The following is a 14072-nucleotide window of genomic DNA, read 5'->3' as shown; positions in this document are numbered from 1 at the left end:
GGATGAACGGATGACCTCATGAGAGGAATGGACCTGTTTTCCGGCGGAGGCTGCGGAAGCGCCGGCGCGCGTCATGCGGGCCTGACCATGGTGGCCGCCGCGGACGCGTGGGACATTGCCGCCAGGACCTATCAGGACAACTTCAAGGAGGCCGAAGTCGTCACTGCCCGGCTCACAGACAGCAGTGGACCGGAGTTGTTCAGCCGCCTCGGCAAGATCGACATGCTCATCGCTTCGCCGGAGTGCACGCACCACTCGATCGCGAGAGGCAACAAGCCGGTCGACGAGGAAAGCCGCCGTTCCGGCTGGTACGTCATGAACTTCATCCGGAAGCTGGATCCCCGGTGGATCGTTCTCGAGAACGTCACTCCCATGCGCCATTGGTCAGGATTCGACCATCTCATCACCGAACTAAAGAAGATCTACAAGCTCCGGATAGAACCGCTCGACGCGGCTGATTTCGGCACGCCTCAAAACCGGAAGCGCCTGTTCATCATGGGCGACAAGCTCGCGACGCCTTCGCTGGTGAAGCCGATCATCAGAAGCGAGCGGGATGCATCCAGCATCCTGGATCGTGCCGGCGCGTACGCCGCCGAACCCGTCTACAACGGCAAGCGGGCCGCCTCGACGATCGGGCGCGTGGAGCGCGGCATCGCCGAACTCGGACGCAAGAAGGACTTCCTGATCGTCTATTACGGTTCGGACCGGGCCGGTGGCTGGCAACGCCTGGACCGCCCGCTGCGGACGCTGACGACCCTCGATCGTTTCGGCCTCGTCCAATGGATCGACGGCGAACCGACCCTTCGGATGCTTCAGGTCCCCGAGCTGAAGCGCGCCATGGGGCTTACCCACCTGAAGGATCACCACGGCGAGGGCGTCAAGTTCGGACTTGAAAACGGCACGCGGCGCGACAAGATCAAGGTGCTGGGCAACGGCGTGTGCGCCCCGGTTATGCGCGCCGTCGTCGGTTCGCTGATCGGCGGCGGTGCGAGCGATCTGCTTGAGGAGGATCTTCGTCCCCGGCGGACCGGAAAGACGGCCGTGCGTCGCAGCGGCAAAAAATCGGTGCGGCATTGATTCTGCGATCCCCACGCGGACGCGAATCGCCGACAGTCGCCCCGAGCCATACGGTTTCGGAGAAGGCGGTTGACCGGACGTATCATTCCCTTCGCCGAGCTCGCGCGGTCGCCCCTGATCGTCGACGCCATCTACCAGGGTGACCGAAGAGGAAGTGCTGCGGACGATCCGCTTCCACGGCTGCTGGACGTCTCGAACCAGGGAGGCTTCCGGTACCGGGGAAGTCTCGACAATCTCAGCCTCGTCGTCCTTAAGACCTTGCTCGACGATCCGGATTGGCCCGACGCGCTCGATCGGGAAAGCGGCACGTTCATCTACTTCGGCGACAACAAGAGCCCCGGGCGCGGTCTCCATGAAACGCGCCGGTTCGGCAACGAACTGCTCCGCCGATTCTTCGACGGCCTTCATTCGGGAGATAGCGGCCGGCGCCTCGTTCCCCCAATCTTCGTATTTTCCGGCACCGGCGAATGGCGTGACGCCCGCTTTCTGGGGTTGGCCGTTCCCGGCAACCCGGACATCCAGAACTTCGACGATCTGGTCGCCGTATGGCGGTCGAGCGAGGGGCTCAGATTCCAGAACTACCGTGCACGTTTCACGATCCTGGATGTCGCGGAGGTTTCGCGCACCTGGATCGACGATCTGGTCCAGAACCGAGACCCGCTCGCGCATGCTCCCGGTGTCTGGGCGGACTGGGTCCGTACTGGTCGCTATCGGCCTCTGACGGCGGTCAGGTCTATCGAGCACCGAAGTCGGGCCGAGCAGCTTCCTGCGTCGCCTGAAGATTCGGCGATGATCGCGGCGGTTCATGCGTTCTTCCGGGAAAGGCCTCATGACTTCGAGCGCTGCGCGTCGAGCCTGGCGAGGATGTTGATACCCGACATCGTCGATCTGGACGTGACCAGACCTTCGAGAGACGGAGGGCGGGACGCGATCGGAAGGATGCGGATTGGACGCGGACCAAGCGCAGTCCTCGTGGATTTCGCCCTCGAAGCCAAGTGCTACGGCCTCGGCAACTCCGTCGGCGTGCGCGAGATGTCGAGATTGATCTCCCGGCTTCGGCACCGACAGTTCGGTGTCTTGGTGACGACGAGTTTCGTCGACGGCCAGGCGTACAGAGAGATCAAGGAAGATCAGCATCCGATCGTCGTCGTGTCCGCGATCGACATAGTGAGCGTGCTGAAATCTCACGGTCACGGAGACGTTGACGCCGTGCGGAGATGGCTTGTCGCCGAGTTCGACGACCGAGGATTGGAAAGCTGACGGATAAGCCAAAGCGCATGTCAATCATCGACAAGATCATCATGGCTGAGGACTGGCCAGAATCCGAAGCGTCATCCCCAGGTATCCATGAGAAGCGACTGCGTCGCGGAGAAAAGTTCGAGGCGGCTCTGTTCAGCTTTCGCCTTGGAGAAGCTCGGCTGAACGATGATCGCGTGGAATTCATAGTGGAGTTTCTGCCAACGGTTCAGCCAACCGACGACGTTCGCGCGGCTCCCCTTTTCGAAACGGCTGGGCCGGCCAGCACTCCTGCGATCGCCTTCCCGCTTAAGAAGGTGGTTGAGGAAGATGTCCGGACGCTTGCGCCAGCGGATCGACTTCTGCGTCTGGCCGCAGACTTCGTATAGATCACCTAGCCGAGCGCCGGCCTTAGGGTCGGCCGAATATTTGCAATGATAGAGCTCCGCGACCATCTTGGATCCGGCCAGCCGGATCGCGACGACGTCGGCGGATTCGCCGGCACCGTCGTCGTCGACGATCACTTCGTGGAGATCGCCTTGGGCCAGCAGGCCGTCGATGATGCGGCGCTGAATGGAGTCCGGACGCTTCTCGTCACGCTGGGATTCTTTCGTGATATCGACGCCGCGCCAGTCCGGCGTCTCGATCCTGTTCAGATCGAACGATGACCGCTCCGCATCGCGCGGCAGCATGAAGAGCTCGTCGAGCAGAAGCATGTCGCCGTCGGCGAAAGCCATTGCCGTCCGGCGATTCGCATACACGGTAGCGGAGAGTTCTAGATGACGAACACGGTGATAAGGCTGCTCGCCCGAAAGCAAGAGCTGGTAGAACGTCTCGACCAAAACCCCAACGCTAACAAGCGGGCGGACATGGTGCGGATGCTGGCGAGGTTCGACATAGCGCTGAACCTCATCGATGGTCCTGGCGATCCTCCCTAATCGGCGTTCGCAAATATCCCTGAGGTAAAGGCCAATTCCGATCTCATTTAGCAACGATGCTGGTCATCGCGAGTTAGCGTACATGACAGCGAAGCATCAAACTGACGCGCCCGTCGCAAAGCCTAACTCAGTCAATGAGCTGCGATTGCTGATGTCGGAGGTGATCTCGCTACGAGAGCGGGTGGCCCAGGTGGAACTTGAGCGGGGCGGCGGATTTCGTCCAACCGAAGAAGGAGAGAGCCCCTCTCGGTAGGGAAAGTGACGCAGGCGGCTCGCCGAGAGTTCCGAGGCGGGAACACCGTAGCAGTACGGAGTATAGAGAAGCTGTCGAAAACTCTAATCTGTATGGTGCCGGGGGCGCCATTTCATTCCGAATAAATTTTCACCGGCAGGGCCGCTGCAAGGCGGCCCTTCAAATTTCCGAGCACGAAGAATTGCAAGTGCCAGCCGACAGCTTGTTGAAGCAAGCGCAAGAGCTGCCGCCGGGCGCACATCGTCAAGGTTTGCTCAAAGATATAGAAGCTTCGGCAGAGCTTGGACGTTCTCAAAAACCAATATGAAAACCGCCTACCGAGCCAACCCAAAATCTCGCGCACTACCTATGCAGCCCTTTGGGCATTCGCTCAAATCGAGATCACCGCCGGAAGCACGCTCTATAACAATGGCGACGGTTCGACAACGTTCGGCATCGTGGACATGCTCGGTTGGTTGCCCGTGGGTTGGGACAAGATGGGGCGCAGCATCGAAGCGGTCAAGGCGGTGCCCTGGACCGCCCTGCAGGAGTTGAAGGGAGACGCCGAACTTCTGAAGAAGATCGACGCCGCCGAGACCATGCTTCGCTCGCTGCGGAAGGCGCTTTCCTGACTGCTGCCGCCCGGGCAAAGAATCGCGGCTGATCTGCCACGATCGATTTCTTCCAAGGCGGTGCCGCTCGGACTTGATGAGGTGAGGCTGGACTCGCACGAGTTGCCTCGCTGCATCAGCGCCATCATCGATAAGGAGGTTCCACAAATCACAAGCCGACGATCGTAAGGTTGGTCGCAGATGAAGCCCGGCGCAGGCGCAAGTGTGGCAAAGGCGGAGCAAAAAGTTCATCTCGTAGCAAATTGCCAACGCAGTTGGGCCGCGCGCACGACTTTGCTGTCTTACTTTCGTTATTTAAACACCGGCTCGGAACTCGAGCGTTCCCTTTCCGTCGCTCACGTCTTGGACCGCCGAGGTCGCGCGGACCCGTCGAGCAGTTCAGGTAGCCGAACCTCAAGGGCTCCGGCTATCTCCTCAAGGACAAGGAGCGTGGGATTGGCTCGGCCGTTCTCGATCAAACTGACGGCGGCCTGCTCTATCTTGACCTCGGCTGCTAGATCATCCTGCGTCCATCCGCGCAGTTTGCGAAGCTTCCGCACGTTCGTCGCAAGCGACTGGGCAGCCGCAGAGTCGCGAGTGGGAAATCTCTCGCCGAATTCCTTCCGGGTTTTGTCGGCACGGTCCTCCGTTGTACCCGCCGAGTGGCGGGTCAGAACCTTCTTGCCGAATCTCCTCCGTGCCATATCGGCACGGTCGTCCGCTCCACCAATTTTAGTCTATGTGATTTATCATATATTTAGAGATTGTCCGTATCCATATTGGGACAAGGAGTTCAAGCATGAGCATGTTCGAAATCGACGGCGCGATCACTGCGATCGGGCAAAGCATCTTCGACAACGAAGTCGTCGTGTACGCCTATCTGGAGATCACGGACACCGCAGGAACCCGGACGATGATTGAAAAGGTCGCAGTATGTAATGACGTGGGGGCGGTGCTCGGAATGGGCCTGTCCGGCCGATACTATGTCGATCAGATCTTTCGGCGTTCGAACTCGTTTCGCTGCCAATTGTGGGGAGTAAAGACGGACCGGGTGGCGGTGATCGACCGAAGGAATCTACGGGCCCAGATCGGCTTTCTCAAGATTCTCTACGGAATAGTGACGATTCCGATTCTGGGGCTTGGCTTCTTCCTGATCGTGTCGGGAATCCGCCTGTTGATCCTGTCCGCCAGTTACGATCGGCAAAGGACGTTCGTTGGCAGCCGCAATGGCTCGGTACCACCGCCACTGCCGGCGCGAGTGGTACGGATATGAGGTTCGCTGCGATAGCTGTCGCCTCCCTGCTTTTTACTGGCACGTGCTTTGCGGAGGAAGAAAGCGTCTATACCGCCACGCACGGACCAAATTGCCGGGAAAGGTCGCGGGAGTACGTCGGCGCGTGGATCTGCCCCGGGCCGTCGGGCTACGTCGCCGAATTCCACGATGAGGGCAATCTGGCAGCCGTCGCAATACGGTCAGCGCGACAAAAGCCGGCTTCCGCCGCGTACCGTTGGCGCGGACGAGGGAAGGTGTTCGGCGACATGCTCGAGTGGCGTCTAGTCGACGGCTTTCCGAGCGCCGCCGTACTGAGGATCTGGCGTGGGGACCTGAACGAACAGGGGGAAGAGCGGGAAGTGCAGGAACTGGTAGTCTTCAAAATTACCTCGAGCGGCTTCTGTCGTGTCGGATCGATCGACACCCGCCGGCCCGGCGCCAACGAAGCCGCGCAGCAAAGAGCGATGAAAATCTCGGGCGAACAATGCGCGGACCAGGAATGAGCCGCGAGTGTGGTCGGCAGGGCTGAGGTGAGTACTGGAAATCTCGACTATCTGTTTGAAGGCAAGACGAGGCGATGTGAGTATTCGATAGCCGGAGCGTCGTCGTTCAGGTGGATGCAAATGAAGTCGATCGGGTGCCTGGAAGGCATGAGGCCGAAAATCTCTTGCTGACCTGGAAGTCTAATCGCGTCAAACGTACGCGCTATTGACTCCAGGGCACCGGCGCTCTCGTACTTCGCGACGAGCAATCCCCAGCCGGAATGGCGGACGAAGAAGTCCGCGGGACATTGTATCGGCGTGAATCCAGGGTCGCAGAACAAGGCTCGTTCCCCGCGGCCGCCCGGCGGCCACCATCTGACGACGGCGAATGCGGGAAATTCCGGAGCCTGACGCGGCGGCTCAGCACAGCTCGATCGCCGCTGCGGCGAGGCGGTCGGACCAGCGGCTCGAAATGAAAGGCGGCCCGCGGTCCCCGTAATGCCATCCCCAAGGGGCTCCCCGGCTGCCTCGCTGGAGCAATATACATTTTTCCTTACCTCTTGTTGTTTCATTTGGGAGAGCTGCGCCGGCGGCAAACTATCAGTGCACACGGAACGCCTCCCATGGGCTACTTGACGGCTCAGCGCGAACCTCCCTATCTGCGGGGAACCACGGCAAATAGATCGATGGCCTCGGCAATGCCCTTCAGATCGCGCTTGCCGCGCTCGGAGAAATCGACATCTGCGCCAGCGACCAGATCCTTCACGGTCCGGGTCACGAGGCACTCGTTCGGCTCGGCCAGCGCCGCAACCCGCGCAGCGACGTGTACGGCAATACCGCGCACGTCGCGGTCACGGATTTCGACCTCACCCGTGTGCAACCCGGTCCGAATTTCGATGCCGAGCGACCTGACCGAAGCAATTAGCGCCAATGAGCATTGAATTGCTCGCCCTGGTCCGTCGAACGTCGCCAGAAATCCGTCGCCGGTCGTCTTGACTTCAGCGCCACGGAATCGCGCCAACTCACGCCGAAATACCGCGTTGTGAACGTCGAGAAGGTCGCGCCAGCGTCTATCGCCCATGGTTTCAGCATGCCTAGTCGAGCCGACAATATCGGTAAGAAGGACTGTCGCTAGGACGCGATCGTCGCTAACCGCAGGCCTTAGGCCGGTGAGAAATTCGACGACCTCGTCCGTGAGTTGATCGGCGTTGTCGCCAAAAAATGGCAAATGTTCGGTCCCCGGCAATTCCAATAGCCGGGCATTCGGGATGCCGTTAGCCAAGTAGCGCCCGCCCTCGACATTCACTACCGGATCGTCGGTCCGGTGAACTACAAGCGTCGGGACACGTACGTAGCGCAGTATCCCAGAGATATCGATCATCATGTTCATACGCATCAGGGCTGCTGCCGCGGCGGGACTCGCGCTCGCCCGCTCTCGCTTCGCGAACCATTTGTGGAATTCGGCGTCGTCCTTCTTTGATGGTGCCCATACGCCGATGTTCGCCCCGGTCCCCCAGCCCGCCTCTACATACTCAAAGAAACTCTCAAGCCTATCGGACGTTGGGAACCACGAGTTGAATTTTGCGAACGCTCCCCAGAGAACGAGTGCACTGCACCTCTCGGGATAATGCGCCGCGAATACGGTCGCGAGCGAGCCACCCTCCGATAGCCCCATGATTGCTGCCTGCTTCGAGCCGGCCGCGTCCATGACCGCCCGCACGTCATCCATGCGTTCATCCATTGTCGGGAGAATTTCGAGGCGATCGGACAAGCCCGTGCCGCGCTTGTCGAACGTGATAACGCGGGCGAAATTGGCAAGCCTGCGCAGCCAGCGCGCGAAGTGCGGTTCCTCCCAATCGATTTCGATGTTTGAGACAAATCCTGGGACGAAAACGAGATCGATATCGCCGTTACCGAAGACTTGGTAAGCAACGTGGACGCTACCACTTTTCGCGTATCGCGTGGTCGGCAACATGGAGACTCCGTCAAGCTATCATATCAGCTTCTCGCCGCCCTGATCTCGCTGCCGGTTTTGATCGACTGGTTCCCAGCCGGACTAAAGATATCCATTATCTATTTAGGGGAATCGCCCGAAATTCAGATGTGGCGTGCGGACGCGGTGATGGCCGGCGGTCCAAGTCGCACTAGGCAACACCCTCCTTCCTGTCGTCCTGCGTGAGCCCGGCATTTTTCCGGTGCTCTAGGGGCGTCGCGCCGCATAGTGAACCCAAGTTTGATGGCGGTCCATGCTTTCTCGACTTCTGGTTTTGGCCCGGCATAGCGAACCGAATGTCCTCAGATACCCGTCCTTTGGTGTTTCTGCCAAATTTCATCAATATACGCTCGAACTTCAATAGTAATGTGCTAGATGCAGCCGAGAACGTAGAGTGCCCGTCCTTATTTGGCAGGACAGGGCTGAGGGTACGTATCGGTGGGGCGGGCTCAGCGGCGAGATCGTGGATTAGCGCTCCGCGCCGCCTTGCGCGTGTCTAGGCTGCTTGCCTGGAAGGCTTTCCCCGAGGGCCCTGCCTACGTGCTTACGCGATTGTCGAGAGGCTTGCTTGCCCCGAATGACGATGTTGCGGCACGATACTCCAAAAAGCTAATGAAGAGATGGGGATGGCGTCAACACGCGGGGATCGAAAATGCTACAATTGCCTTCGTCAAGTGTCACCAACAAAGAAATTGCATAGGATGCTTGGATAGGTGGGAGCATGGCTAAGTCCAAGGTAGACCAGTCCGATCGGCTCCGTGCTGAAACAGACGGACGGAGACGCCGTGGTCTAAAGGCGCGGGGCAACGTGCTCGGTCGAGCAATAGATGTCGCGTCCAAAAACGGGCTCGAGGCATTGACGCTCGGAAGTTTAGCGTCGGACCTTGGTATCAGCAAAGGCAATATCACTATCCTCTTCGGTGACAAGGAGGCTCTTCAATTGAAGACGCTGGACGCTGCTATCGATATCTTTACCACCAAGGTGGTGCGTCCAGCGATGATCGAGTCCTCTCCGATTCTGCAACTTCAAAAATTGTGCAGTTTATGGTTCGACTCGGTGGAACAACGCCTCTTCCCGGGCGGATGCATAATATCAGCGATGAGCAATGAATATCGTGCCCGACGGGGGCCGATACACGAGCGGGTTAAGTACCACCGGGATGCGTGGCACGCATTATTCGCCAACACTGTTCGGGCTGCGATAAAGGAAGGAGAGATTGATCCAGTGCAAGACGTTAATCAGCTTGTTTTTGAGCTATTGGCATACCAATTGGCTGCGAATACAGCATCCCTACTCGGGGACAAGCGGTTCTTTTTGATCGCGAAACGCTCCACCCGAGCTCGAATCGCTGGCATCCGGATCGACTAGCTGGGTAGACGCCGAACTTCGCAGGCGCGCAAAGACGAGCTGCAGAACCCTGATGCCGCTGGTCGATGCGGCCGAGCGCGTTCATCCTGATGACAGAGAAGGTGCCGGTCCTGGCCAAGGGCACGACCCGGACCGGCGGGCTCGGGACCTATGTGAGGGACGACCGCCCGTTTGGCGGCCACGATCCACCGGCAGGCGTGTTCTTCTATTCGCCGGATCGTGGCGGAAAGCAACTTCCCAGCCTTGCCAGCCGCAACACCGCGATCCGAGCAGCGTCTACGATATGTCCGCCAATCTGGGCACGCGGTTGCGTCGGCTTCCGCTTCCGGTGAGCCGAAGACCAGTACGATGGAGTCGCGAACGGGATATCGCGGCGGCCTGAATTCCTTACCGGTGCTCGTCAGTACAGAGGCACTGAGCTTCCGCAAAATGAAAGGGCGGCAGACTGCTCTGCCGCCCCGTCCGCAGTCTCAAGAGAACAATTACTTCAGATTGGTCATCGCGGTCAGGTCAGCCGAGAGCTTGACGATGCCGGCCGCACCGCACCAGTTGGAACCTGCGCCGCCAGGATTGATCGAGGTGACGTTGGTCGTTCCGGAAGCGTTGAAGGCACTGGTAAAGGCGTTGCAGTTACCCTTCGACAGGTCGGAGTCGGAATAGCGAAGATCGAGCGTGAACACCTTGTAGGTGAAGCCGATGCCGATGTTCCATGTGTCATAGCTGGCGTAGGGGATGCCTCTCGCGAAGTTACCCAGGGCGCTGACGACGCCGTAAAATGCATCCGATGTACCGAGCCACTGCCGGCCGACCTCGCCGGACACATACATGCCGACGCCGCTGGTGCCGAAGGTGGTGCTCGGCGCAGTGTACTTGCCGGTGATCGACGCGTAGTCGCCCCAGGCGCCGGAGTTCAGGAAATTCGGCGAGTAGTATTCGTTGACGCCGAACTGCCAGTTGTCGTTGATGGTGTAGTTAACCTTGCCGTAGACTTCGACGAAGCTCACGTCCTTCTTCATCACGTTGCCGTTGGCAAGGAAGATCGTGCTCGTGCTGACCGGGCAAACATTGCCGCCGGGAAAGCCGCCGGTGAGGAAGTTGTCGGCGCAATTCCCGCCCGGATAGAGGTAACCCCAGACACCGAAATCGAACGCGAAAGCACCGAAGGTCGGTCGAATACCGCCATAGACGTCGACTTCAGCGGCAGCACGGTTCGCGAAGGAGATGCTTTCGACAGAGGTGCCGATATACAGCTGCAGGTCCTTGGTGAGATTGTAGCGCGGCTCGAAATAGGCCGCGACCGAAAGGTTGTGATTGGACTGGGTGACCCCGCGAAAGATGTAGTCGCTCATGACAGCGCTGCCGAATGCGATATCCCAAGGATCGAACGGCGCCAGGGGTGGCGCTTTGACAGCCTTAAGAGGCATATCTGCCGCAAAAGCCGAACCCGCCATCGCCAGCACGGCGGCGGCCAAAACCATCTTCTTCATTTTAGATCCCCATCCCATTTCAAAAGTCAGTCCGAGAGCAATCGCGTATAGGTAGCCGTTAGCCAGGGAAATCAACGTCGGCTGCGACATGATCTGAAGCCGGCCAATCGGTTGCAACTCTACCTCGATTTCGTTCACACCGGCCTTAGCCGCATCGGAGCCGTCAAAAGGGCGATAGGCGGTCGCTGGCCACGCGGAAAGACAAATCACCGCTGCTCGGAATCGACCGATCCCGACCAAACTGCTGTGCAGAACCTTGCTGAGATTCTGGCGTGAGGCAGTGATCTTACGCGTCACCGTGACATCGAGACGACCGCGTTCGCCGGTCACTACGGTCTTTCTGAAGTTCAGTTCTTCGGTGCCCGCGAAGCCGCAAACGGTCAGGTTATCAACCTTGCGACCACGTTCGGTAAGACGGCCCACCAGTCCGCGCAAAGTGAAATTCTTCTTCGTTCGCTCCAGCAACCAGGTAAGGCGCTCGCTCGAAATCGACGTGAGGGTGTGCCTGCCGATCTGGCATGGCCCAACACCACAGGTCTTCCGCAAGTGCCGTATCCAACCAATGGCCGTATTGCCGCCCACGCCAATGTGCCCCACCGCCCCGTGACCGGACATGCCGCCGCTCTCGACCGCAGCAGCCAGCTCGCGAAGATAGCCAAAATATAGTGTTCTCATTCATGCTGGCCTCCTTCCCAGCGGCATGTTGAATCAGAATCAATCTGATTCGGGAATCCAAAAATCGACCCATGATCAAAATTAAGTACGGTCGTACGTATACAGAATAATACAATTTTAGTGTTCTAGCTCTATTTTGTGCTCAACGTTCTCAAGTGATGGAGGCTTGTTCCACTATGAAGCTGCGCTTGTCGATTTCACGTGCGATTTTCGCTTTCGGTCTGGTCACTGCAATCGGTCTGGGTGCAATCATTTTTACGAGTATCTACGCACTCAGCGAACTCAAGGTGAGCGGTCCCCTCTACAACAAGATCAAGCTCGGCAATGACCTTGTTGCGGATATTCTGCCTCCGCCGGAATACGTGATCGAGGCGTATCTTGAAGCGACCCTTGCGCTAAATGATCCCGCGTCGCTTGCGACACGTCGTGGCCGGTTGGTTCAGCTAAAAAAGGAATACGACGAGCGCCGCGAATTTTGGTCGAAATCGGACCTTGATCCAACGATCAAAGCGAAGCTTATCGAGAAATCAGATCGCGAGGTGCAGCGCTTTTGGACCGCCATTGAGCAGGTATTCCTGCCGGCTTTGTCCAAGGCTGATGCGGTTGCCGTAGCGAAATCCTATTCAGAGGTAACAGCGGCCTATTCGGCCCATCGGGCTGTCATCGACGATATTGTCAAGCAGACTAACGACGAAAACGCAGCAACTGAAACCAGTGTGACTGGACGCGTGAATACCTTCACCATGATCGTATGGGGCGTCTCTGGACTGGTCTTCCTCATTTTCGGCGCCGGAATTTTTGGTGTCGGTTTGGGAGTGATCCAACCTATTTCGCGGATGACGGCAGTGATGGAGCACCTTGCCGATGGGAAACTGGATACCAAAATACCGTCGTTGACCCGTACGGATGAGGTCGGTGCCATGGCCAAGGCGGTTCAGATTTTCAAAGAAAATGCCCTGCGCGTTCAGACTATTGAATCCGAACAGGCCGTCTTGAGGTTGAAATCCGAGAAAGATCGCAAAGAATCAATGGACAAGGTTGCCGACGGCTTTGAGAAGGCAATTGGTAAGATCGTTCTGACCGTGTCGTCTGCATCGACCGAACTGGAGGCTGCGGCCAACACGCTGACCAAGACCGCTGAGAAGACGCAGGAACTGTCCACTGCCGTAGCTGCGGCTGCAGAAGAAGCTTCCACAAACGTGCAGTCGGTTGCCTCGGCCAGCGAAGAGATGGCGTCTTCTGTCAACGAGATAAGCCGTCAGGTTCAAGAGTCGGCCGGGATAGCCAGCGGCGCTGTAGCCCAGGCTGAGAAGACAAACGACTGTGTTAATGAGTTGTCGGAGGCGGCAAAAAAGATCGGCGACGTCGTTGATCTCATCAACACCATCGCCGGACAAACCAATCTGCTGGCGCTGAACGCGACCATTGAGGCTGCGCGCGCCGGCGAGGCCGGACGGGGCTTCGCCGTGGTGGCATCGGAGGTCAAATCACTTGCGGAACAAACGGCTAAAGCGACTGGCGAGATTGGGCAACAGATTTCTGCAATGCAGGCTGCGACCCAAACCTCTGTTCTGGCGATCCGGGAGATTACCAACACCATCCGCCGTATTTCCGAGATCTCATCGACGATTGCGTCGGCGGTCGAGGAGCAGGGCGCAGCGACCCAGGAAATCTCTCGCAATGTACAGCAGGCCTCGCAGGGTACGACCTTGGTGGCGTCGAATATCACCGACGTGCAGCGTGGATCAAGCGAAACCGGCTCCGCCTCATCGCAGGTACTCGCTGCTGCCCAATCGCTCTCCGGGGAAAGCAATCGGCTGAAGGCGGAGGTGCAGAAATTCCTGTCAACCGTTCGCGCAGCCTGACGGCGACCATGGCTTGGTCCCATCAGGGCCAAGCTTATGCCCGATCTCAAGACAACGGTTGGCATCCAACCGCAACACTAAATGTTTGGACGGCGTATCATCATGGATGATCTTTTGAGGGAATTCCTGACTGAAGCCAACGAGAGCCTCGATACGGTCGACAGCGAGTTGGTGCGCTTAGAGCAGGATCCCAATAACGCGAAGATTCTCGATAACATTTTCCGTCTTGTTCACACCATCAAGGGGACCTGTGGCTTTCTTGGATTGCCGCGTCTGGAAGCGCTGGCCCATGCGGCCGAGACGCTGATGGGCAACTTCCGGGATGGGATGCGCGTCACCGCGGACGCCGTGACGCTGATCCTGTCGACGATTGACCGGATCAAGGACATTCTCGGTCAGCTTGAGGCCAACGAAGCCGAGCCGGAAGGCAACGATCAGGATCTGATCGTGCAGCTTCATCAACTGGTCGAGCGCGGCATGGAGGCCATGACGGCACTGGCACCGGTCGCGCCCGCCGTCCAGCCCGCCATCGCGGAGGGCAATCCGGTCCCACAGATCCTGGAGCGCGAGCTGCGCCCGGGCGAAGTTTCGCTCGACGAACTCGAGCGCGCTTTCCGCGAGACAGAGGCCGAGGTTGTAAAGCCTGCGGCAAAGGTCGCTCCGCCGAAAGCCGAAGTCAGCGCCCCGCCGCCTGCCAAGGCCGAAGCGAAACCGGCTGCCGCGCCCGAGAAAGCGTCGAAGTCGGCGGCCAAGAAAGCCAAGACCGTGGTCGAAGCGGACGCCAGCGAAGCCGACCGCGTCGCCAACCAGTCGATCCGCGTCAATGTCGACACG

12 protein-coding genes and 1 pseudogene are annotated in these 14072 nt (G+C 58.8%); 9 read left to right on the top strand and 4 right to left on the bottom strand.

Annotated features, from left to right (window positions below; all coding sequences use genetic code 11):
- Nucleotides 1-27: 27 nt before the first annotated feature.
- Nucleotides 28-1077 carry a DNA cytosine methyltransferase gene (locus M6D32_RS07715; protein ID WP_298254972.1) on the top strand — a complete coding sequence of 350 codons (1050 nt, stop codon included), beginning with the start codon at nucleotides 28-30 and terminating at the stop codon, nucleotides 1075-1077.
- Between the two features lie 69 nt (nucleotides 1078-1146).
- Nucleotides 1147-2337, top strand: coding sequence for a restriction endonuclease (locus tag M6D32_RS07710; RefSeq protein ID WP_298254970.1), 1191 nt, complete (start codon nucleotides 1147-1149; stop codon nucleotides 2335-2337).
- Between the two features lie 71 nt (nucleotides 2338-2408).
- Here the strand turns inward: M6D32_RS07710 and M6D32_RS07705 are convergent, their stop codons facing one another.
- Nucleotides 2409-3155 (bottom strand): hypothetical protein, encoded by a 747-nt coding sequence (locus M6D32_RS07705; protein WP_298254968.1) that lies wholly within the window; start codon nucleotides 3153-3155, stop codon nucleotides 2409-2411.
- Between the two features lie 630 nt (nucleotides 3156-3785).
- Between M6D32_RS07705 and M6D32_RS07700 the strand changes: the two genes are divergently transcribed.
- Complete coding sequence (locus tag M6D32_RS07700) at nucleotides 3786-4115, top strand: hypothetical protein (RefSeq protein ID WP_298254966.1); 330 nt, start codon at nucleotides 3786-3788, stop codon at nucleotides 4113-4115.
- A 335-nt stretch (nucleotides 4116-4450) separates the two neighbouring features.
- Here the strand turns inward: M6D32_RS07700 and M6D32_RS07695 are convergent, their stop codons facing one another.
- The gene (locus tag M6D32_RS07695; protein ID WP_298254964.1) at nucleotides 4451-4798 is read right to left on the bottom strand and encodes a helix-turn-helix transcriptional regulator; all 348 of its coding nucleotides are present in this window, start codon (nucleotides 4796-4798) and stop codon (nucleotides 4451-4453) included.
- A gap of 101 nt (nucleotides 4799-4899) precedes the next feature.
- On the opposite strand from M6D32_RS07695, the gene M6D32_RS07690 reads away from it, so the two are divergent.
- Both M6D32_RS07690 and M6D32_RS07685 read left to right on the top strand, forming a co-directional pair.
- Nucleotides 4900-5367, top strand: coding sequence for a hypothetical protein (locus M6D32_RS07690; RefSeq protein ID WP_298254962.1), 468 nt, complete (start codon nucleotides 4900-4902; stop codon nucleotides 5365-5367).
- A complete protein-coding gene (locus M6D32_RS07685; RefSeq protein ID WP_298254960.1) occupies nucleotides 5364-5870 on the top strand; it encodes a hypothetical protein in 507 nt (168 codons plus the stop codon). The genes M6D32_RS07690 and M6D32_RS07685 overlap by 4 nt, the downstream gene beginning before the upstream one ends.
- A 634-nt stretch (nucleotides 5871-6504) precedes the next feature.
- Here M6D32_RS07685 and M6D32_RS07680 read toward each other — a convergent pair.
- Nucleotides 6505-7824 carry an adenylate/guanylate cyclase domain-containing protein gene (locus tag M6D32_RS07680; RefSeq protein ID WP_298254958.1) on the bottom strand — a complete coding sequence of 440 codons (1320 nt, stop codon included), beginning with the start codon at nucleotides 7822-7824 and terminating at the stop codon, nucleotides 6505-6507.
- A gap of 739 nt (nucleotides 7825-8563) precedes the next feature.
- Here M6D32_RS07680 and M6D32_RS07675 point away from each other — a divergent pair.
- Both M6D32_RS07675 and M6D32_RS07670 read left to right on the top strand, forming a co-directional pair.
- Nucleotides 8564-9211 carry a TetR/AcrR family transcriptional regulator gene (locus M6D32_RS07675; RefSeq protein WP_298254956.1) on the top strand — a complete coding sequence of 216 codons (648 nt, stop codon included), beginning with the start codon at nucleotides 8564-8566 and terminating at the stop codon, nucleotides 9209-9211.
- 67 nt (nucleotides 9212-9278) lie between these two features.
- Nucleotides 9279-9438 (top strand): annotated as a pseudogene (locus M6D32_RS07670) (IS66 family transposase); the annotation flags it as partial.
- Nucleotides 9439-9693: 255 nt separating this feature from the next.
- On the opposite strand, the gene M6D32_RS07665 reads toward M6D32_RS07670, so the two are convergent.
- Nucleotides 9694-10698, bottom strand: coding sequence for a TorF family putative porin (locus tag M6D32_RS07665; RefSeq protein ID WP_298255077.1), 1005 nt, complete (start codon nucleotides 10696-10698; stop codon nucleotides 9694-9696).
- 851 nt (nucleotides 10699-11549) lie between these two features.
- Here M6D32_RS07665 and M6D32_RS07660 point away from each other — a divergent pair.
- Both M6D32_RS07660 and M6D32_RS07655 read left to right on the top strand, forming a co-directional pair.
- Nucleotides 11550-13238, top strand: coding sequence for a methyl-accepting chemotaxis protein (locus M6D32_RS07660; RefSeq protein ID WP_298254954.1), 1689 nt, complete (start codon nucleotides 11550-11552; stop codon nucleotides 13236-13238).
- 102 nt (nucleotides 13239-13340) lie between these two features.
- On the top strand, nucleotides 13341-14072 hold a 732-nt coding region (locus M6D32_RS07655; protein WP_298254952.1), incomplete at its 3' end, for an Hpt domain-containing protein.

It is taken from the genome of Bradyrhizobium sp. (assembly GCF_027307225.1).
In the GTDB taxonomy this organism is placed as follows: Bacteria; Pseudomonadota; Alphaproteobacteria; order Rhizobiales; family Xanthobacteraceae; genus Bradyrhizobium.
The sequence above is the reverse complement of the archived record's forward strand: the minus strand, read 5'-3'. Positions and strand labels throughout refer to the sequence as shown.